Here is a 21,444-nt window from a genome sequence, read left to right as displayed (position 1 = left end):
CTGAATTGCTCCATCTTTTCTTTTTTACTAAAGGAGAAAAAATGTGACATAAATGAGAAAACAAGATGGCTTTATTTATTGTCTAGTCTTCAAGACTTAAATCCTTGCTTTATTTCTGTATAATTGGTTGATTCGTTATAAAGACGCGATTCTCAGAGCTTATAAATGAGCGTAATTTACTGTAAATGTGATTATTATCTCCTATTTTACTGTCTATGATAAGGACTGAAATAGAAAAAAGGGGGATAAATCCCCCTAAAAATGACATAATGATATCAAATCAGTCTGTTTTATGCTTTTTCCCTTTTATGGAAAAGTATGCTGTATGGAAGTTAGTGTAGAATCTTAAAGACCAATTCCCGGAGGATATCTCCATCGCTTAGGGAGGAATTTCCTACTCCTTTGGATTTGGCATCTGCATATCGAATTTCTCCGATTATCTGCATGGTCTTTACTCCGCTGTAACGGCGCATGGCACTTAGGTATTCGCGCGACTGCCAGGGAGTCTTTAATCCTATGAAACTGGCAATACCCTGCTCCGTCTTTTCGGGTGCATAATAAGCCAACATCAAGTTGGAGAAGAAGCCGAAAAGTAAAGATAAAGTCATCTGGATAGGGTTTGTTTTCGGATTTTCTTCAAAATATTTTATTATTTTATTGGCCTTTAGTATGTCTTTTTCTACAATGGCACTGCGAAGTTCAAAGTTATTATAATCCTTACTGATTCCGATGTTACGTTCTATCTGTTCGGGGGTGACGCGTGTCTGACCTTTTGGAAGAGTTATAATCAGTTTTTCCAGTTCTCCTGTAAGGCGGCTGAGGTCCGTACCTACGAAATCGGCAAGCATGGAGGTGGCTTTAGGATCCAAGTCTACACCTTTGCGCTTCATGTATGAGGTGATGAATGCCGGTAACTGGGCATCCTTCACCTTCTTGGATTCGAATAGAACTCCCACCTTCTCTATTTCGGCCGCCAGCTTCTTTCTTCTGTCCAGCACCCCATGTTTGTGGCATAGAACAAGAATGGTGGAGTTCAACGGTTTTTGCAGGTAGTATGAAAGCTCCTCCATGTTGCGGATGGCCTGCGCTTCCTTTACGACTACGACCTGGCGTTCGGACATCATCGGATAGCGCTTGGCCGCATTGATGACAGTGGCTATATCGACATCTGCACCGTAGACTACGGTCAGGTTGAATTCCTTTTCGGTGTCAGTGAGAACGTTGTCTACAATATAGTCGGAGATGAGGTCTATGTAATACGATTCCTCGCCCATGAGATAGTAGACGGGGCGGTATTGCTTGGCTCTCAACTCTTTTAGAATATCATCACAGGTTGTTTCTTGTTTTGCCATATAATAAAGTAAGTGCTATACGAGGGATGTCCCGTAACGGATTACCAGTCGAACTTCAAGTGTTTTACGGTTTTCTTTTCATCAATAATCATGCGCAAGGATGCGATGCCGATTTCAACATGCTCCTTTACATAATTCTGGGTCACCAGATTGTCGCTTTTATCGGTTTTTACACCTTCCGGAATCATCGGTTGGTCTGAAACCAGCAGAAGAGCTCCCGTGGGAATATGATTGGCAAAACCGCAGCTGAATAGGGTTGCCGTTTCCATATCGACAGCCATGGCACGGGTTTTCTTCAGATATTCTTTGAATTCCTCGTCATGTTCCCAAATGCGGCGGTTGGTGGTGTATACGGTACCGGTCCAGTAGTCACGGGCATAATCGCGGATGGCAGAAGAAACGGCACGTTGCAGCATAAATGCCGGGAGTGACGGGACTTCAGGTGGGAAGTAGTCGTTGGAGGTACCCTCGCCACGGATGGCGGCAATGGGAAGGATGAGGTCCCCTATTCTATTTTTCTTGTCTATACCGCCGCACTTACCCAGAAACAGACATGCCTTGGGCTTGATAGCACTCAGCAAGTCCATGATAATGGCGGCATTAGGACTTCCCATACCAAAATTAATGATGGTCATTCCTTCTGCACTGGCAGATATCATGTTGGCATCTTTACCGAGAATGGGAACATTGAACTTTTCTGCGAAAATCTCTACGTACTTGTTGAAGTTGGTCAACAGAATGTACTCTCCAAAATCCTCCAGGTTACGCTTTGTGTAACGGGGCAGCCAATTGGCTACGATTTCTTCTTTTGTTTTCATAAGATTTCATTAAATTTGTGTTCCCAAAAGACGGGAACCATTATTTAACTTACAAATGTAGTAAATGTTATCGTTAAACCTACCAGCATTCGATGCTAAAATTGCCGCAAGGAACGGAAAAAATGTTATTTTCGATGTAATCCGTCGTCGTTATGTCGCCTTGACCCCTGAAGAATGGGTGCGGCAGCACTTCGTCCACTTTCTTCTTGCTCACAAGGGGTATCCGCAGGCGCTTATGGCAAATGAGGTGCAGGTACAGCTGAACGGTACAAAGAAACGCTGTGATACAGTGCTCTATCGACGCGACCTTACCGCCCGGATGATTGTGGAATACAAGGCGCCTGAAATAGAAATCACCCAAAAGGTTTTCGACCAGATTACCCGCTACAACATGGTGCTGAAAGTGGATTATCTGATTGTCAGCAACGGGCTTCAGCATTATTGTTGCCGCATAGATTACGAGCACAACAGCTATACTTTTCTGCAGGATATACCCGAGTATCAAAACTTATAGGAGGAGCTACCAATAGCCCCCTTGCCTCTCTCATCTCATCGCATCATATACCATGCGTGATATGCGGGCGATGATGTTCGCATTGTCCTCATCCGTCTCGTATGAGTCCATGACGAAGGCGGCAATGTAGTATTTCCGGCCGTCGGGAAGGATAACGAGGCCGGCATCATTATCTGCAGTTTTCATACCGTCGGCATTGCGGTCGGAAGAGCCGGTCTTGTGTCCTACCACGGTTTTGGCTGGCAACATACCTTTCAGTTTGTTGGCACCGGTTTCAGTATCTATCATGGTCTGCCACAAGAAGTCTTTCAGCTCCTTGTTGGAGAACAACTCTTTTTCATCAGCCGTTCTCAGTAGTCGGACCATAGCGGAAGGAGTACTCCAGTTGCGGTATACAGCCTCGAAGCTGGAGTGCATGCCGTCTTCTGTTTCCGAGAGGTTGAAGGAGTCGATACTCAACCGGTGGATATAGTCGTTGATATGTTTGATGCCTCCTGCATATTCTATCAAGATGTCGCAGGCATTGTTGTCGCTTTGGGAAATGCTGTATTGCATCAGTTCCCTAAGCGTAATCGTGAAATCCTGGTCGGGAAACTTCTTCCGCAGGGGGCTGTAGGTATTGGGCGGCATTTGGGATGCCTTTATGGAAACAATGCTGTCCAGACTGATGCTTTGCTTATCCATCTTGTCCAGTACGGCCAGTGCCACATGGAATTTGAATACACTGAGCAAGGGGAAGTGTACATGGTCGTTATACCGGAGCATGTCTCCTTTGTCTGTCCATACGGCTATACCAACGGTGGCTTTCTTGCCATTGAGCAGACTGTCAATCCGGTTTTCAAGTTCAGACATTTGCTGCGCCCGGACGACGGTAGCTATACAAGTGAATAAGGTAAGTATGGCGATGAAATATGCTTTCATAACTTCAATTTCTTTAAGAGGCAATTCGCACGCAAAGATACAACTTTTAGCAGCAAGTTGCTAAAATGAGTTATGGATTATGGGCTATAAGTGTGATAGCTTATAACCCATAATCCATAACTTGTAGCTCATCCTCCCTATTGTTTCTTACTGAACTTCTCCTGCAACTTCTGCATCAATTCGTAGAAATTAGGAATATAGACCGTGGCAAGCAAGGTATTCAGTGCCATACCGAACACTACGGCGGCTCCCAGTGCAATACGGCTTCCCGCCCCTGCTCCGGTTGCAAAAAGCAGCGGCATAACCCCGAATACGAATGCAAGCGATGTCATCAGAATAGGTCGCAGGCGGATATGTCCGGCCTGGAATGCCGCATCGCGGATTGAATTGCCTTGTGCACGAAAGTCACGTGCAAACTCCACAATCAGAATACCGTTTTTGGCAGACAAGGCGACAAGCAGAATGATTCCAATTTGTGTGTAGATGCTGACCGGAGTCCCCATGACATAGCATCCCAGCATGGCACCGAGCAGTGCAACCGGAAGTCCCATTACGGCAGCTACCGGACTGGTCCAGCTTTCGTATTGTGCGGCGAGTACAAGGAAGGCAACCAGCAGTGCCATGACGAATACGACAGTCGTCGTGGTTCCCGCCTGCGTCTCCTGATAGGCTACCGAAGTCCATTCATAGCCGAACTCGTCTCCGAGATGCTCTTTGATTAGACTTTCCATTTGCCGGATACCCTCTCCCGAACTACTGCCCGGAGCCACATTGCAGGTCACGGCTGCTGTGGAGTACATGTTATATCTGTTTATCTGGTCCATGCCTAACTGCTCTTCCACCCGGGTGAAGGAAGAGAAAGGTACCATTTCTCCCGATGCATTGGGAACGCTCAATTTCAGAACATCGTCGATGACACGCTGGGCACGGTCGCCCGCCCCCAATTTCACTTGGTAGATGTGTCCGAACTGTACATAGTCGTTGACGTAGGCCTCCCCCATATAGTAACCCAAGGCGGTGAATACACTGTTCAGCGGGATACCCATCAACTGTACCTTGTCGCGGTCTATATTCAAAAAATATTGCGGTACATTGGCTTGGTACTGGCTGCTGACCGATGCCAGTGCCGGATAATTGCGGTAATGCTCCATCAAGGTCTCTACAGCACGCTGCATCTCGGTGGCGCCGAGGTTGTGGCGGTCTTCCAATTGGAGTTGCAGGCCTCCGGTAGCTCCCAGTCCGGGGATGGCAGGCGGGACCATGGCAAATATCTCTGCTTCCTGGATGCCATATACTTCCATATTGAAGCGCTGTACTACGGCTTCAGCCGTATGTTCCTTTCCCTTGCGTTCATTCCAGTTTTTCAGTACGATGAAGTAAGTGGCCGCATTGCTTTGCTCTCCACCTCCCATCACGGAGAAGCCGGATATGCCGATGTAGTCCTTTATTTCGGGGTAAGAATCGAGAATCTTATTTATCTGCTTTCCTACGGCTTGGGTGCGCTCCAGGCTCGATGCAGGGGGAAGTTGTACCACTGCGAGGAAATAGCCGTCATCTTCTTCCGGAACAAATGTGGACGGCCATTTGACAAACAGCAGGACAGCAATCAATGTGAAAACCGCATATGAAACGATGGAAGCGACAGGGCGTTGGAGCAGGTACTCCACTATCCGGTCGTAGACTCCTTGTGTCTTGTCGTACAGATGGTTGAACCCCCGATATAGGGGATTTTTGGAAGGCCGGGTAGGTTGCAGCATCAAGGTACAGAGTGCCGGAGTAAGGGTCAGTGAGTTGAATCCGCTAAGTACGGTGCTGGCTGCAATGGTCAAGGCAAACTGTTTATACAGTTGTCCTGATATGCCGCTGACGAGTGTTGTCGGGATAAATACGGCAAGCAGCACCAGCACTACCCCGACAATGGGTCCGGTAATCTCTCCCATCGCTTCGGTCACAGCCTGGCGGGAGGTGTAGCGCCCCGTGTCCAGCAGACGCGTGGAGTTCTCCACCACCACAATGGCATCATCCACCACGATGGCCACGGCAAGTATCAGTCCGAATAGTGTCAGCGTATTGATGGAGAAGCCGAACAAGGACATGACGGCCAGTGTGCCGATGAGTGATACCGGAATAGTGATGCAGGGAATGACGACCGCCCGCCAGTTCTGCAGGAACAGGAAGATGACGAGAACTACCAGCAGGGTTGTTTCAAGGAACGTCACCATCACTTCGTCTATGGAAGCATGAATGACATCCGTAGTGTCCAGGGTTACATTGTATTGTATGCCTGCAGGGAAATTTTGCGAGAGTTCCTGCATTTTTGCCTTTACTCCTTTGGAAACGTCCAGCGAGTTGCTGCCAGGTTGCTGATAGATAGCGATGGCAGCGGTGGGTTTCCCGTCCAGTTGGGATACTACGCTGTAAGAGGCCGAGCCCAGGTCGATATGCGCCACGTCGCGCAGACGGAGTATCTTCCCTCCGGTTTCGGTACGCAGGATAATGTTGCCGAACTCTTCGGGTGAGGTAAGGCGCCCTTTTACGGTTAGGCTGTATTGATAGGCATTTTTATTGTCTGTGCCGATGGGTTGCCCTACGTTACCTGCGCTGACCTCCACATTCTGTGATTGGATAGCTTGGTATACATCGGCCGGCGAAAGATAGCGGATGCGCATGGCGGCAGGGTCGAGCCAGATACGCATGGAGTAGTCCCCTGCTCCCATCACATTGACGGCGCCTACACCGGGCACGCGTGTTAACTGGTCTACGAGATTCAGCTTGGCATAGTTGCTGAGGTAAAGTCCGTCGTAGTCTTTGCTGTCCGACGTCATCGTGAGGAACATCACGATGTTCGATGACTGTTTCTGTACAGTGACGCCTTGCACCACAACGGGAGTAGGTAGTGACGACTGGGCCACGCTTACCCGGTTCTGGACCTGCACGGTAGCCATATCAATGTCTGTGCCTACGGCAAAAGTAATGGTAAGAGAGTAAGCGCCCGATGAGCTGGAGTTGGAGGACATGTAAAGCATTCCGTCCACTCCGTTGACTTGCTGCTCGATGGGGATGCCGACGGTTTGTGCCACCGTCTGCGCATTGGCTCCGGGATATACGGCACTGACCTGCACGGTGGGTGGTGTGATGTCCGGATATTGGGCAATGGGCAGGATGCCCAGTGTGACCAGTCCTGCTACGACGATGAGCAGCGCCAATACGGTAGCAAAGATAGGACGGTCTATGAAGAATTTTGAAAACATAGGCTTTGGTATTAATCAATTCATATTAGTTGTCAATGGGATGTACTTTCATTCCATCCCTTACCTTCATCAGTGCTTTGGTGACGTAGCGCTCCCGGGGAGTGATGCCTGCCCTTATCTGGCGCAGGCTGTCTCCTATCAGTTGTCCGGTTTCTATATGGCGGTAGCGCACTATATTCGAATCGTTGACTACGTATATGTATTTCCCCAACTGGTCGGTACCGATGGAGGCGTCTGGCAGCAGGATAGCCTGCTGTTGCTCTCCGTAGGGCAAGGTGATGCTGACGTAGAGGCCGCTTTTCAACAGTCCTTTAGGGTTGTCGAGACGGGCGCGGATGTTCAAAGTTCCGGTGTTCAAGTCTACGTTGGGCGAAAGATAGTCCAGCTGTGCGGGATAAGTGAGGAGTTCGTCTTTACCCAGGCTGACACTCACTTGCCGGGGGATACTGTCTCCCTGCTGCATCAGCATGGAGAGCCATTGGTTGTCTGCCACATTGAAGTAGGTGTACAAATGGTCGTCTTTGTAGATGGTTGCCAATGTGACGGGCTGCACGCTGCCGCCTACATAGCCTCCGGCATCCACCAGGTTACGGCTTACGGTGCCGTCGAAGGGAGCACGGACGGTGCAGTAGCTCAGATTGGTGCGTGCTGTGTTCAGGGCTGCTTCCGCATTGCTCACTGCAGCCTGCGAAGTTGCCACGTTGGATTGTGCTTGTAGCACTTGTATACGGCTTACAGCATCGCTTTTCACGGCTTCCTGCATACGTGTGTAGTTGTTTTGGGCGTATTCCAGGTTGGCGCGGGCAGTGTTGAGTTCTGCTTCTGCCTGCCGCACATTGTCTTGATAGACTGTCGGTTCGATGACAAAAAGTACTTGTCCCTGGCGTACCCGGCTGCCGGGAGCGTAAGCGATGGTCTGTAAGGTTCCGCTGACTCTGCCTACCAGGTCTACGGTCTTTTCAGAAGTCAGGTAGCCCGGATATTCTTTCGTCAGCGTAATGTTCTGCACTGTCGGACGGGCCACGCTTATCTCGGGAACGGGCATCGTTTGTGCCGTTTCTTTCCTTCCCCCGCATCCCGTTGCCAGCAATGGCAGGATGAGCAGGGTGATGTACATTTGATTTTTCATATACGGTTCGGTTTAGTTTATATTCTTATTTCTGATTCATTTCATATCCACCTCCCAATGCCTGGTATAAGGCTATCAGATGCAGCAAGGAGCTGCCTTGTGCCTGCACCAGCTGATTTTCGTATGTCAGGAGTGAGCGTAGTGCGTCCAGTACGTTCTGGAAGGGAGTAAGTCCTTGTTTGTACAAATCGAGGGAGAGTTTCAGAGTTTCTTCTCCCTGGTTGCATACTTCGCGCATGGCAACAATCTGTTGGATGGAGTTGCGATAGGAGTTCATGGCATTATCCGTTTCCTGCACGGCGGTAAGCACTGTCTGGTTGAACTGGTGAATGGATTCATCGAGCTGGGCACGTGCCAGACGGGTGGCATTCACCAGTTTGGTACCGCTGAATAAGGTCCAGCTGATGCTTGGAGCAATTTCAAACGTCATACTGTTCCGTTTAGTCAAGTCCTTCAAGTCATGGGAGGAATAGCCGATGGAACCTTTTAGGAACACTTGCGGCAGCCAGTCACTTTGAGATGCGCCGAGTGTTGCCGCCTGCGCGTTGACTTGGCGTTCGGCTTGCCGTATATCGGGGCGGCGGAGCAGCAGGTCGGCAGGAACACCGATGCCTATGGGTTCCATATAGTCGGGCAGTTTGCTGGGCTTCTCCAATATGGGGCGGATATGCTGGGGGTAAGTACCGAGTAAGATTGCGAGCGTCGTGATGTATTGGTTGATGCCAGCCTCCAGTTGTGGGATGGAGGCTTTGGTACTGTAATATACGGATTTGGCTTGTGAAACGTCCAGTTTGGACACCAGTCCGGTTTTGTAGCGTACTTCGGTAATGTTAAGTACAGCTGCCTGGGTATGGCAATTGTGGGTCACTACACTTAGCTCTTGCTGCAGTTCGCGGAGTCCGATGTAGGCAGAAGCTATCTGGGCACAGAGGGATACCATGACAGAGGTATATTCCTCCTTGCTTGCCATGAAGGTTTCCCGCTGTGCCTTTACCCGTTGGCGGATACTTCCGAATACGTCCAGCTCCCAACTGGCGTTGAGCGAGGCGCTGTATGCACCGGTAATGGATTGCGGAAGTGCGTTGACATTGCCGCTGCTTTGCTGCCGTGCCCATCCTCCGTCCAATGAGATGGAAGGGAAAAAGCTGCCGCGTTCTATCCGCAGATTGGATTTAGCCATATCCATACGGTCCATGGCAGAAAGTACGGAATAGTTTTGAGTGGAGGCTACCGTAATCAATGAATCCAGCATCGGGTCATCGAAGGCTTTCCACCACTTGTCGTCAATGGGTGGTATTTGTCCGCTGAACAGATTGTCATCTCCGGGAATGGCATGGGAGGCGTCCTTTCCCCAGCCTTGTGGGAGTGGTTTCTCAAGATAGCGGTTGGCTTTCTGTGCCATAGCCGCAGGACATAGGCATAATATGAGCAACGCAGTGCTCCAAACTTTTATATTCATAAATAAAGGTTTAGGTGGTTATCTTTTTATGGGATTGATAACAACCTAAACCTTTATTTGTTTATGAGTATTTACTCGGTATACCCGAGTATCTTAGAAGGCATACCCGAAACCCACATTCAAGTAGATGGGATACATGGCAAAGGTAATTGTATTGAAATCTTTCTTGAAAATATCATTCAATCCCCATGTAAGGTCGGCAAATACACTCAGATGTTTGAAGGCACGCCAGTCTACACCAGCTTGCACGCCCCAGGCAAACTTGCGCAAATCATCCGAAAAGTCGTAAGTGGCAATGGCACCGTCGGAGAAGTTGACTTTCTTTCCGGTAGGATTACCTTCACGCAGATAACCTTCATATACATATCCGGAGAATTCCTCATCCATCAGGTAGGATACATATGCACCTGCTTTGGCTCGCAATCGTGAGTTGACTTTATATGCTCCAAGTACGGGGACAGTAATGTAGGCATTGCGTACTTTGGTTTTTACTCCTCCCGTCCAGTTACCTTTCAAGCGGTTACCGTCATTTCCTATGATTTCCATGCCATAGTTCTTTACTGTCGCTTTGGTAATCATATTTTTGGTTTCCAGTCTTACCCCGGTTATTACTCCCCATTTTTTAGTTTTTCCTAACCACTTGATGGCATTTCCTTCCAGCATAAGAGCTAAAGTAGGATTGTAGGCATCGATACTCCGTATTTCTACGGGCAATGGAAGCGGGGAAGTACCACCGATGCTGACACCGGCCCTTATCTCATATTCCCATCCGTGCAGGGCAGCGTTTATAAGCGTACGATTCTGATTCTCTTGAGCGTATAGGGCGGTTTGCATGTAAACTGCCAATGCGATAAATGCTACTATTTTCTTTATCATGTTGTATTCCAATTCTACAGGGTTCTTATTCGAAAATCAGTTCCACATCATCCACTAAAAGGGTACTTCCGGGCGCACCCTCGAAAGTTGCACCGTTCTTGCTGGATGCAAAAATGATACTTAGTTTATATTTTCCTTTTGCCAGTTTGGTTTCATCTATTTCTTTTCCATATCTCTGATAGTCAAAAGGAATGTCGAAAGCTTCCCAATCATCGGTTTCGTGGGGATTGGATATTAGAGCTAAAGCTACCATACTGGGATGTTCATAGTTCTGGTTTGGCAGATTTCCATCCAATATTACTTCCGTAACTTCTCCTGCTTCGTTGTAACTTTCGCCTTCATAAAAGATTGCATAGATGTTCATCACATCTTTACGGTCGGTGTATCCACCGTTTTCATAAAAACGTTCACCGGCTTTGTACTTGTACCAACCTTTTAGACGTGAGGGCTTATAACAGAAAGGAGTGCCGAAATGTGTGGCTTTCAATGGGCTGGTGAGAGCATTCGTCATATCAAACTCACCGATAAACAAATTTCCAGCAGCTATCGGCATACCTACCATTGCTCCCAGAGAGCCGGTAAGCCGAGTTTCTAATTTGGCACACTTTCCGTTTTTACCATTGTCATATTGTGACGTAGGGTAATTTTCAGTAGCTGATGAACTGGCTGCCCAGTTGAATCCTTCATTTCCACTGGCCCATGTCAGTTCCAATCCGTCTTGTTCTTCATAGAACTCCTGATATTTGTATTTGGGGTTAATTCCATTGATAAGTCGTATGTCTTCAAAATGGAATTCATTTGGGATGTCTGATACCGATTGTTCGCGTACACCGATGGAATATACTCGCTGCCAAGCCTTGTTCTCGGAAGTTACGGTATACTTTACCCTTTTTCCGTCAGAGAAATCGTGTTCACTACCACTTTCCGGACTAATGGTAGCGCCCGGCGTCAACTCAAACAGGGGGGATAGTTTGTTTAAAGGAGTGCCCTCTTTTACTTTTACTAATATGGGGTAGGCCTGCAGATTATCATTGTAAGACGGATTTAAATTGAAACGAGCGCTTGCCAGTACATCTTCTTCAAAAGAGATGCCTGTTATATCAGCTTCAGCATTGGGTGCTTCATCTTTTATGCACGATGCCATCAATATTCCGAAAAGTGAATAGAGTATGAATAATTTGTTTAGTCTCATGCTTTTTAATTTAATTCTATTAATTTTTCAAGCAACAAAACTACTTCTTTTTTCTCTAATAGCAGGTTTTTATGAGCTTATTTAACAAAAAAACGGCAATAGGTGCTTTACTATTGCCGTTTTATATATAGAAAATGTTCTATTTTTAATTATCTGAGCCGATATGTACGATTTTTCTTTTGGCTCTTACTGGCTTTTCCTTTACAACTTCCACTTTCTGTTCAGGAGTTATACCTGCTAATTCCGGGTCAATCATGATACGGCCACAATATTCGCAAACGATAATTTTCTTGCGTGAGCGGATGTCCAATTGTCTCTGGGGCGGAATCTTGTTGAAGCAACCACCGCAAGCATCACGCTGTACGTATACAATACCCAGTCCATTGCGTGAATTCTTACGGATACGTTTGAAGGACTGAAGCAGACGGGGTTCAATCTTTGTTTCCAGTTCTTTGGCTTTGTCTCTCAGCTTCTCTTCCTCTTGTTTGGTCTCGGAGATGATTTCGTCCAGTTCGCTCTTCTTTACGTCGAGGTCTTTTTGTCTTTCTTCCAGAGCAGCAGTGCTTTCTGCTACTTCTTGAGATTTTTCTTCCTCTTGTGCGGCAAATTCCTTGATACGCTTTTCGCAGAGTTCGATTTCCAATGTCTGGAATTCGATTTCCTTGCTTAAGAAGTCATATTCGCGGTTGTTGCGTACGTTGTCCTGCTGGTCTTTATATTTAGCTACAGAAGCCTTTGCGGTTTCAATTTCAACTTTCTTTCCTGCAATGGAGGATTTCAACTCGGCAACTTCTGCCTTGATTCTGTCTATACGGGTACTCAGACCGGCTATTTCGTCTTCCAAGTCCTGTACTTCCAGTGGAAGTTCACCTCTCAACGTCTTGATTTCATCGATTTTGGACAGCATTGTCTGCAATTGGAACAAAGCTTTCAACTTCTGTTCTACGGTTAATTCCTGAGGATCTTTTTTTGCTTCTTTAGCCATTTTACTTACATGTATTTTATGGGGTTTGTATTCACTTTGGTCATTTGGACCTCAAAATGAGGAAACAAATCCCGGATTATTGTATAAAATATTTCTTTCGTATATTGCTCACTTTCATAATGCCCTATTTCAGCCAATAATATATCGGTATCATGTCCGAAATAGTCATGGTATTTTATCTCGCCGGTGATAAAGACATCTGCACGGTTGCGGATGGCAAGCGGCATTAGGAAAGCGCCGGCGCCGCCACATAATGCAACAGTCTGTATTTCCCGCCCGAGGAGTTTGTTATGTCTGAGACACCCTACTTCGAAGGTTTTCTTTATCCGTTTCAGGAATTCAAGTTCTGTCTCCGGTACTTCCAATTCGCCAATGACACCGGCTCCGGCTTGTGGCCATGAGTTTTGCAAGGGATAAATATCATAGACCGGTTCTTCATATGGATGTGCCGCAAGCAGTGCCTTGACAGTTGCCGCTTTTTTGTAGGCGGGTATGATTGTCTCAATACGTACTTCACGTTCGGTATGCAGCTCCCCTATCGCTCCACAGTATGGGGTGGCACCTTCCCGGGCTCGGAATGTCCCCTCGCCTTCCATGTTATAACTGCACAAATCATAGTTGCCGATATTGCCGCATCCAGCGTCGAACAAGGCTTTCCTCACGTCTTCCGCTTGGGCGGTCGGTACAAATGTGGTCAGCTTTACCAGCGCATTTTCCTTGGCTTCCAGGATACGGACATTCTTCAAACCGATTTTCTCGGCAATCTTGAAGTTCACTCCTCCCGGTGCATTATCCAGGTTAGTGTGCGCAGCATAAACAACGATGTCATTCTTGATGGCTTTCAAGATACAACGTTCCAGATAATCCCTGCCCGTGATGGATTTATACCCTTTGAAAATGAGAGGGTGATGTGATATAACCACATTATATCCCAATGCAATGGCTTCATCCAGTACAGCTTCAGTAACGTCAAGACACAACAAAGCCCCTGTTGCTTCCGCATCTGTCAATCCGATTTGCAGGCCGGCATTATCAAATCCGTCTTGCAATGGCAGAGGCGCGAACCGTTCAAGGGCGCTTACTAATTCCTTAATTTTCATTGTGAACAGAAAATTTGGTTGCAAATATAGTAAAAAGCAATGGATTGAGAATGTTTTTTATTCTTTTTATAAAATATCAGTAACAAATTTGAGTAATAGACGGTTTTCTTCCAACAAAAACTCTTATCGAAAAATGTTTTATCACGAAAAAGACTATCTTTGCGAGCGATTATTATAAAACTAAATCTATGAAAACTAAAAAACTATTCGGAATTTTATCGCTCTTGATTATAATTGGTGTGACCTCTTGTAACAGTGATACTCCACAAGACAATGTAGAAAACATTAAAATGAAGGTCTCTTCCGAGATTGGCACTTACCAGCCTTGGGGAAGTGATCATTTCATTGATTGTATGTTGGTAAAGGAGGAAGGTAAAAATGAATATGAAGCGTTGGACTTTTTAGGAATTGCCGGGTTTGATTATAGCAAGGGGTATGAATACACCTTATTGGTGAAAAAAACAACTTTGCTCAACCCTCCCGCCGATGCCAGTAATATTGCATACGAACTGGTCGAGGTGTTATCAAAAGTCGGAGTAGAATATGAATATACAATAGAGGTTGATGGACCCAATCCTTTTATTCTTTCTCCTGATGGAGGAAAATATGAGATTCCTTTTGCATGCAAAAGAAAAAAATATGTAGCAGGCGAGTTTACTGAAGAAGAATATGCTCCTTTAAAAGGATTGAGATATAATATGGGGACCAATTATGGAACCTATACAAGCATTATAAAAGATGGTGATACAGTTGGATTATATAAGTTTGTAATCGAGGGTATTGAGCCTTATAATATGGAAGGAACTCCCTGGTGGTATTATGGTATTTATCCTGCTGATGCAGATTTTTTCTCTGAAACAGAGCCGGAACCTATCTACAAACAATTGTTTGAACAACCGCAAACGGAAGGTGAAGAACATTTTATATATCCGATAATATATGCTTCATCGGGTACGTTTGATTAGTTGGACACATTAATCTCCTTTATTATGAAAACATTACTTGTTTTGTTTCTTTTCCTTTTATCGTTATTGTCTTGTCAGGATACGAACTGTTCCGGTAAAGATGTATCTGAGGATATGGAGGAGCCGGTAGATACTACTCCCAAGGCTACGGCTATCTTTTGGGTAGACAAGGATAAAGATTATCAGGCTAAGAAAAAAGACGGTCCTCTTTCTCTACGCACCGTCAAGGCAAGGGTAGAGATTGATTCGCTGGGAAAAGTTAATCTGCTGGCATATACCAAGCCGCAAAGTCAACGCATCAAAAGTTACCTGCAGTATAGGCTTGAAGAATTCCGTGTAAAGAAAGTGATGTTGGACAGCGGCTTTGTGAAACCGGGCGTACAATATGTGCAGCTACGCTATCTCCCCGGAAAACTGGATGCCCACCACCGTTGAAGTTATTTATGCTCCTTTTTTCCCTTCTTCTCTACCATCACCGGCAGTAGCTTGCCGTAGGCATCGAACGACTTGCGGGAAGCCAGAGAGATTGTAATCATCAGTGACAGCATGGAGGCGGTAAAGGTGATGACCATAATCATCATCTGATATTTGATGGCCACATTCGGGCTGCTGCCACCCAATATCTGGCCAATCATGGTTCCCGGAAAAGCAACCAGCCCCATCACGGATATATTGGCAATCAGCGGACTGAAGGATTTGATGATGGCTTGGCGGATGAAAGGTGCCTGTGCTTCCGCTTTTGTAGCACCATTGCCGAGAAGATACCGGTAAAGCTGTTGTTCCCGTTTCAGTCCACTATAATAGGTGTTGAGGGCTATGACGTTACTGGATAGCATGTTGCCCATCAGTATGCCGAAAATAGGGATGAAATACCGGGCGCTGAATACGTTTTCCACTCTCAGTACTATTCCGATAAAGTACAAGCCTACACATACTACACTGCATAAGAAACCTGCGGATATGGGCAGGAGCAGAATCTTCCTCTTCAATTGTGTTCGTGCCAATGCCGTCTGCGATGCTACAAATATCATGACAATTACCCATAGAAAGTTTATCCACGGGTTATCCCATAAAAAGAGGTAGTTCAAGTATATGCCGATGAAGAACAACTGGACAATCATGCGTGCCGTACCTATCACAGTAGCGCGCAACAGTCCGGTCTTGAACTTCCAGATGTAAAACAGCGGTATTAATAATAGCAATAATCCGATGCCCAGGCTGAGGTATGATATATCTATGGTTCCCAATAGTGTGTATGTTATTTCATGATTATATGTCGGTCACATCCGTTGGCGAATCTTTTGTCATGGGATACGGTCAGTATGGCACTTCCATTTTCTGTCTGCCTGCGGAAGAAAGAGAGTACTTTTTCCGCGGAACCGGAGTCGAGAGCGGAAGTCGGTTCATCGACAATGGTCAGTGGTTTGCCAATCATTGAGGCTACGGCTATCATCATCCGTTGGCGTTGGCCTCCGGATATTTCGTTCACCCGTTTGTAATATAACTCTTGTTCCAGACCCAAATCCTCGAAACATGCAAATAAACGGGTTTCAGAAAAGGGTGTACCCCGGTTTGCCTTTAAACCGAAGGGCAATTGTACCATGTCCTTTACCCATTCCAGCGGCAATGCCAGTTCTTGTGGAATCCATGCAGTCTGCTTACGGACAACGTCGACGTTTCCTTTATCCAGCAGAATGCCGTTCAAGACGATGCGTCCTTCTTTTAACGGAGTAAATCCAAGTATGGCATTCAGCAGTGACGACTTTCCGCATCCCGAAGGGCCGGAGATACTGGCTATCTCTCCCCTTTCCAATTGCAGGTTGAAACCCGAGAAAAGTATATCGTTGCCGTAGGCGATACTGGCATTTTCTATTTGCAGCATGGTGTTCCTTTAATCTTTCTGTATCGCAAAGATAGTGCAAAAAAATATTTGTGCTATCTTTGACGCACTAATTAATTCAGGAAAGAAAGACTATGATACAGAATGAACGGGATTGCCGCCACGAACATGTGCTTGACGTGGCAAGGCAAATGCTGACTGCTGCGCGCACGGCACCGAAAGGAAAAGGTATTGATGTGATTGAAGCTGCGCTGGTTACGGGTGAAGACATTAAGAAGCTGTCTGAAAAGATGGTCGCTATGGTTGAAGAGCACGGTATGAAGTTCTTTCTCCGTGATGCGGACAACATTTTGCAGGCTGAATGTGTAATTATAATAGGTACGCGCGAGCAGACGCAAGGTTTGAATTGCGGACACTGCGGTTTTCCCACTTGTGCCGGTCGTCCGGAGGGAGTACCTTGTGCTTTGAATACGGTGGATGTAGGGATAGCTGTAGGTTCGGCTTGTGCCATGGCTGCCGATTTGAGGGTGGATACCCGTGTCATGTTTTCTGCCGGACTTGCCGCTCAGCGTTTGGATTGGCTGAAAGGATGCAAGACTGTCTTTGCCATTCCGGTGAGTGCATCCTCCAAGAATCCATTCTTCGACCGGAAACCGAAGGAAGATAAGTGATAATTGACGAGTAGAGGTTTACAATCATAGAGTAGAGGTTTAGAAGTCTGAAGTAGAGGTTTGGCAATTCTAAACCTAAGGTTTATTCTCCCTCTCTCTGCTAACTTAAAAAGTAACGAATTAGAAAAGATAAATAATATGGGATATTTTGTAGGACTGCCGCTGGGTGGTGCCGCAGAGAAGGACTGTCAGGTGCGTTTTGGCAAGAATATGACTTTTCAGGTAGAGACACGTGCTCCCCACTTGCCTGCCGAATGGGCTTTGCAAAGCGGCATACAGCTTACATGGCCCCATGCGGGTACAGACTGGACCTATATGTTGGACGAAGTGCAGGAATGTTTTGTAGCCATTGCCCACGAAATAGCCGCCCGGGAGACATTGCTGATTGTAACCCCAGAACCGGATGAGGTGAAGAAACAGATTCTCGGCAGGGTGAATATGGAAAATGTCCGTTTCCTGAAGTGTGAGACGAATGATACTTGGGCACGCGACCATGGAGCCATCACCCTACTGGATGCTGACGGTGTATCTCTGCTCGACTTTAAGTTCAACGGGTGGGGATTGAAGTTTGCATCCGATAAGGATAATTTGATTACGCGTCGTGCGGTGGAGTCGGAAGTGATGAAAGGAAAGTATGTAAATCGCTTGGGGTTTGTCCTTGAAGGCGGTTCCATCGAAAGTGACGGCATGGGTACGTTGCTCACCACCTCCGAATGCCTGCTTTCGCCTAACCGGAACGGACAGATGAACCGGGTGGAAATTGAGGAATATCTTCGTTCCGTTTTTCACCTGCAACGTGTTCTTTGGCTGGACCACGGTTATTTGGCAGGTGACGATACGGACAGTCATATAGACACGCTGGCCCGTTTCTGCCCTGCCGACACGATAGCCTATGTACAATGCAAGGATGCGGATGATGAGCATTACGAAGAACTGCATCGCATGGAGGAGCAACTGAAGACTTTCCGTACGTTGAAGGGGGAACCTTACCGTTTGCTGGCTTTGCCCATGGCCGATAAGATAGAAGAGGAAGGGGAACGGCTTCCTGCCACTTACGCTAATTTCTTGATTCTGAATGATGCAGTGCTTTACCCCACCTATCGCCAGCCGGAGAATGATGCCCGCGCGGGGGAAGTGTTGCGGGAGGCTTTTCCCGGTTATGAAATTATCGGGATAGATTGCCGTGCTTTGATTAAGCAACACGGCTCTTTGCATTGTGTTACCATGCAATATCCCGTAGGGGTGTTGAAGTAATGTCGATTATACATAGTAAAACAATAAACCATAGAATAAGATGACAAGAAAAATAAAAGTAGGTATTATCCAGCAGGCCAATACCAAGGACCTCAGGACTAATTTAATGAATTTGGCCAAAAGTATAGAGGCATGTGCGGCGCATGGGGCTCAATTGGTTGTTTTGCAGGAGCTGCATAACTCTCTGTATTTCTGTCAGACGGAAAACACGCAGTTGTTCGACTTGGCAGAACCGATTCCCGGTCCTTCTACGGGATTCTATTCAGAGTTGGCTGCTGCCAACGATATTGTGCTGGTCACTTCTCTGTTCGAGAAACGCGCTCCCGGATTGTATCATAACACAGCGGTTGTTTTTGAACGTGACGGCAGCATTGCCGGGAAATACCGGAAGATGCATATTCCTGATGACCCCGCCTATTATGAGAAATTCTATTTTACTCCCGGTGATATAGGCTTCGAACCTATTCAGACATCTTTGGGCAAATTGGGAGTTTTGGTGTGCTGGGACCAATGGTATCCGGAAGCAGCACGTCTGATGGCGCTGAAGGGAGCTGAAATACTAATATATCCTACGGCTATCGGTTGGGAAAGCAGTGATACGGATGATGAAAAGGCGCGTCAGCTCAATGCTTGGATTATCTCCCAGCGTGGACATGCTGTGGCCAACGGCTTGCCGGTTGTTTCAGTGAACCGTGTGGGACATGAGCCGGATCCTTCCATGCAGACCAATGGTATCTTGTTTTGGGGAAATAGTTTTGTGGCCGGACCGCAAGGCGAGTTCCTGGCCCAAGCAGGAAACGAACGGCCGGAAAATATCGTTGTAGAGGTGGACTTGGAACGCTCGGAAAATGTACGCCGTTGGTGGCCTTTCCTGCGCGACCGCAGAATTGATGCCTATGCCGGATTGACAAAACGATTTCTTGACTGATAACGACGGGGATCTCTGGGGGAGAACTAACGGAATGTCACCCGTTTGTTCATCAGGAAATTGACACTTCCGTAGATGAATAATCCCAGGAACTGGGCAAGGTATTCATTGCAGTCCAGTCCCTCCACCAGCCCTATGAGGAAAAGGAATTGCGCTCCGTAAGCCATTCCGAAAGCTATGGAAAAGAGCAGCACTTGTCGCCAAGTGTTGCTCTTTTTTTCTGTAGGGAATATCCAGTACTTGCACCAGATGAAGTTGTGTATCTGTGCAAGTATATATGCGGTTACATTGGAGAGCATATAGTTGATGTCCAGTTCGTCCATCATTACCCAAACGGTAACAGCCATAATCAAGGCATTCAGCGTGCCGATTACCGCAAAACGAAAAATGCGTGCAGACTCTTTCACTCTCCTACTCTGTACCTGCTTTTACTCTTTCACTTCAACAATCAGATTCAGTTCGTCCAGCTGCTTCTGGTCAATAACTGAAGGTGCATCCAGCATTACATCGCGTCCACTGTTGTTTTTGGGGAATGCAATGCAGTCGCGGATACTGTCGAGACCTGCGAAGATGCTGACCCAACGGTCCAGACCGTATGCCAGACCACCGTGAGGAGGTGCACCGTATTTGAAGGCATTCATCAGGAAGCCGAACTGCTCCTGAGCCTTCTCCGGAGTGAATCCGAGAATCTCGAACATTTTGGCCTGCAACTGTGCATCGTGGATACGGATGGAACCTCCACCCACTTCAATACCGTTGCACACCATATCGTATGCATCTGCACGGACAGCTGCCGGGTCTGTATCCAGCAAAGGAATATCTTCGTCTTTCGGATGAGTGAACGGGTGGTGCATAGCCATCAGGCGGCCTTCTTCATCGCTCCACTCAAACATCGGGAAGTCAACCACCCAAAGGCAGACGAACTTGTTCTTGTCGCGTAATCCCAGTTGGTTACCCATTTCAAGGCGCAACTCGTTCAGTTGCTTGCGGGTCTTCATGGCATCGTCACCGCTCAGAATCAGAATCAGGTCACCCGGCTTGGCGTTGAAAGCAGCCTTCATCTCCTGCAATACTTCCTGCGCATAGAACTTGTCGACACTTGATTTTACGTTGCCGTCTGCCTCTACGCGCGCGTATACCATACCTTTGGCACCGATTTGCGGTCTTTTCACGAATTCGGTCAGTACATCCAGCTGTTTGCGGGTATAGTGTGCGGCGCCTTCTGCGCAGATACCGCCGATGTAGGCGGCATTGTCGAATACCGGGAATCCGTGTCCCTTCATGATGTCCATCAGTTCCACGAACTTCATGCCGAAACGGAGGTCGGGCTTGTCGCTGCCGTAATATTTCATGGCGTCTGCCCATGGCATGCGCATGAACGGCTCGTTCATCTCTACGCCACGGATTTCCTTGAACAGATATTTGGCCATGCCTTCGAAGAGGTTGATGACGTCATCCTGCTCCACAAAAGACATTTCGCAGTCAATCTGTGTGAATTCCGGCTGGCGGTCGGCACGCAGGTCTTCGTCACGGAAGCATTTGGCTATCTGGAAGTAACGGTCGAAACCGGAAACCATCAACAACTGTTTCAGTGTCTGCGGGCTTTGAGGTAAGGCATAGAATTGTCCCGGGTTCATGCGTGAAGGAACGACGAAATCGCGTGCACCTTCGGGTGTGGAGCCTACCAGAATCGGAGTTTCCACTTCGATGAATCCCTGGCTGTCCAGGTATTTGCGTACTTCAATTGTCATTTTATGGCGAAGCTCCAGATTGCTGCGTACATTGGCACGGCGCAGGTCTAGATAACGGTACTTCATGCGGATATCGTCGCCACCGTCCGTATTTTCCTCGATGGTGAAGGGAGGGGTCAGCGATGAGTTCAGAACATCCAGTTCCGATACGATGATTTCAATGTCTCCCGTCGGGATATGCTGGTTTTTACTGAAACGTTCGTTTACGGTACCTTTAACCTGGATTACGAATTCACGGCCCAAGCGGTTGGCACGCTCGCAAAGTTCGGCATTCACCTCTTCGTTGAACACTAATTGGGTAATTCCGTAACGGTCGCGGAGGTCAATGAAAGTCATGCCTCCCATCTTACGGCTGCGCTGTACCCAACCTGCCAGCGTCACTTGCTTGTTAACATCGGAGATACGGAGTTCTCCGCAGGTGTGTGATCTATACATCTT

General features: G+C 47.2%; 20 protein-coding genes. 6 read left to right on the top strand and 14 right to left on the bottom strand.

Annotated elements, in window-relative coordinates; genetic code table 11:
* Positions 1–332: 332 nt before the first annotated feature.
* Positions 333–1,352 (bottom strand): DNA polymerase III subunit delta, encoded by a 1,020-nt coding sequence (gene holA, locus DW800_RS05590; RefSeq protein WP_005837183.1) that lies wholly within the window; start codon positions 1,350–1,352, stop codon positions 333–335.
* Positions 1,353–1,393: 41 nt separating this feature from the next.
* Positions 1,394–2,170 carry an AMP nucleosidase gene (locus DW800_RS05585; RefSeq protein WP_005827785.1) on the bottom strand — a complete coding sequence of 259 codons (777 nt, stop codon included), beginning with the start codon at positions 2,168–2,170 and terminating at the stop codon, positions 1,394–1,396.
* A gap of 64 nt (positions 2,171–2,234) precedes the next feature.
* Between DW800_RS05585 and DW800_RS05580 the strand changes: the two genes are divergently transcribed.
* Positions 2,235–2,684: a type I restriction enzyme HsdR N-terminal domain-containing protein gene (locus DW800_RS05580; protein ID WP_005827787.1), complete on the top strand. Its 450-nt coding sequence runs from the start codon at positions 2,235–2,237 to the stop codon at positions 2,682–2,684.
* A gap of 30 nt (positions 2,685–2,714) precedes the next feature.
* Here the strand turns inward: DW800_RS05580 and DW800_RS05575 are convergent, their stop codons facing one another.
* The 8 genes from DW800_RS05575 to DW800_RS05540 all read right to left on the bottom strand — a co-directional run bounded on the left by DW800_RS05575 (position 2,715) and on the right by DW800_RS05540 (position 13,597).
* On the bottom strand, positions 2,715–3,605 hold the full coding sequence (locus DW800_RS05575) for a CblA family class A beta-lactamase (protein WP_005827792.1): 891 nt from the start codon (positions 3,603–3,605) through the stop codon (positions 2,715–2,717).
* A gap of 137 nt (positions 3,606–3,742) precedes the next feature.
* Positions 3,743–6,856, bottom strand: coding sequence for an efflux RND transporter permease subunit (locus DW800_RS05570; RefSeq protein WP_119957889.1), 3,114 nt, complete (start codon positions 6,854–6,856; stop codon positions 3,743–3,745).
* Between the two features lie 25 nt (positions 6,857–6,881).
* Complete coding sequence (locus tag DW800_RS05565; RefSeq protein ID WP_005837177.1) at positions 6,882–7,985, bottom strand: efflux RND transporter periplasmic adaptor subunit; 1,104 nt, start codon at positions 7,983–7,985, stop codon at positions 6,882–6,884.
* A 25-nt stretch (positions 7,986–8,010) separates the two neighbouring features.
* Complete coding sequence (locus DW800_RS05560; RefSeq protein ID WP_035448557.1) at positions 8,011–9,444, bottom strand: efflux transporter outer membrane subunit; 1,434 nt, start codon at positions 9,442–9,444, stop codon at positions 8,011–8,013.
* 93 nt (positions 9,445–9,537) lie between these two features.
* Entirely contained in the window at positions 9,538–10,320 is a 783-nt protein-coding gene (locus DW800_RS05555) for a porin family protein (protein WP_035449279.1), read from the bottom strand.
* Positions 10,321–10,345: 25 nt separating this feature from the next.
* Positions 10,346–11,512 carry a PCMD domain-containing protein gene (locus tag DW800_RS05550; RefSeq protein ID WP_005827802.1) on the bottom strand — a complete coding sequence of 389 codons (1,167 nt, stop codon included), beginning with the start codon at positions 11,510–11,512 and terminating at the stop codon, positions 10,346–10,348.
* A gap of 145 nt (positions 11,513–11,657) precedes the next feature.
* Entirely contained in the window at positions 11,658–12,497 is an 840-nt protein-coding gene (locus DW800_RS05545; RefSeq protein WP_005827804.1) for a zinc ribbon domain-containing protein, read from the bottom strand.
* A gap of 5 nt (positions 12,498–12,502) precedes the next feature.
* Complete coding sequence (locus DW800_RS05540) at positions 12,503–13,597, bottom strand: Nif3-like dinuclear metal center hexameric protein (protein ID WP_119957888.1); 1,095 nt, start codon at positions 13,595–13,597, stop codon at positions 12,503–12,505.
* Between the two features lie 188 nt (positions 13,598–13,785).
* Here DW800_RS05540 and DW800_RS05535 point away from each other — a divergent pair, with 188 nt between their 5' ends.
* Together DW800_RS05535 and DW800_RS05530 are read left to right on the top strand one after the other, a co-directional pair.
* Positions 13,786–14,562 carry a DUF4377 domain-containing protein gene (locus DW800_RS05535; RefSeq protein WP_005827810.1) on the top strand — a complete coding sequence of 259 codons (777 nt, stop codon included), beginning with the start codon at positions 13,786–13,788 and terminating at the stop codon, positions 14,560–14,562.
* Positions 14,563–14,586: 24 nt separating this feature from the next.
* The gene (locus tag DW800_RS05530; RefSeq protein ID WP_005827811.1) at positions 14,587–14,997 is read left to right on the top strand and encodes a DUF4891 domain-containing protein; all 411 of its coding nucleotides are present in this window, start codon (positions 14,587–14,589) and stop codon (positions 14,995–14,997) included.
* A 2-nt stretch (positions 14,998–14,999) separates the two neighbouring features.
* Here DW800_RS05530 and DW800_RS05525 read toward each other — a convergent pair whose 3' ends face one another.
* On the bottom strand, positions 15,000–15,809 hold the full coding sequence (locus tag DW800_RS05525; protein ID WP_005827813.1) for an ABC transporter permease: 810 nt from the start codon (positions 15,807–15,809) through the stop codon (positions 15,000–15,002).
* An 11-nt stretch (positions 15,810–15,820) separates the two neighbouring features.
* Entirely contained in the window at positions 15,821–16,444 is a 624-nt protein-coding gene (locus DW800_RS05520; RefSeq protein ID WP_005827815.1) for an ATP-binding cassette domain-containing protein, read from the bottom strand.
* 92 nt (positions 16,445–16,536) lie between these two features.
* On the opposite strand from DW800_RS05520, the gene DW800_RS05515 reads away from it, so the two are divergent.
* The 3 genes from DW800_RS05515 to DW800_RS05505 all read left to right on the top strand — a co-directional run bounded on the left by DW800_RS05515 (position 16,537) and on the right by DW800_RS05505 (position 19,255).
* On the top strand, positions 16,537–17,073 hold the full coding sequence (locus DW800_RS05515) for a ferredoxin domain-containing protein (protein WP_005827817.1): 537 nt from the start codon (positions 16,537–16,539) through the stop codon (positions 17,071–17,073).
* Positions 17,074–17,211: 138 nt separating this feature from the next.
* Positions 17,212–18,327 carry an agmatine deiminase family protein gene (locus DW800_RS05510; RefSeq protein ID WP_005837171.1) on the top strand — a complete coding sequence of 372 codons (1,116 nt, stop codon included), beginning with the start codon at positions 17,212–17,214 and terminating at the stop codon, positions 18,325–18,327.
* 40 nt (positions 18,328–18,367) lie between these two features.
* Positions 18,368–19,255: a carbon-nitrogen hydrolase gene (locus tag DW800_RS05505; protein WP_005827821.1), complete on the top strand. Its 888-nt coding sequence runs from the start codon at positions 18,368–18,370 to the stop codon at positions 19,253–19,255.
* Positions 19,256–19,281: 26 nt separating this feature from the next.
* Here the strand turns inward: DW800_RS05505 and DW800_RS05500 are convergent, their stop codons facing one another.
* Together DW800_RS05500 and aspS are read right to left on the bottom strand one after the other, a co-directional pair.
* Positions 19,282–19,662 (bottom strand): GtrA family protein, encoded by a 381-nt coding sequence (locus DW800_RS05500; protein ID WP_005827823.1) that lies wholly within the window; start codon positions 19,660–19,662, stop codon positions 19,282–19,284.
* Between the two features lie 21 nt (positions 19,663–19,683).
* Positions 19,684–21,441: an aspartate--tRNA ligase gene (gene aspS / locus DW800_RS05495; protein ID WP_005827825.1), complete on the bottom strand. Its 1,758-nt coding sequence runs from the start codon at positions 21,439–21,441 to the stop codon at positions 19,684–19,686.
* Between the last annotated feature and the right edge of the window lie 3 nt (positions 21,442–21,444).

The sequence above is a fragment of the Bacteroides sp. AM32-11AC genome (assembly GCF_003603515.1).
GTDB classification, from domain to species: domain Bacteria; phylum Bacteroidota; class Bacteroidia; order Bacteroidales; family Bacteroidaceae; genus Bacteroides; species Bacteroides uniformis.
Note: the sequence above shows the minus strand (reverse complement) of the source record. Positions and strands in the feature narration are given on the sequence as shown.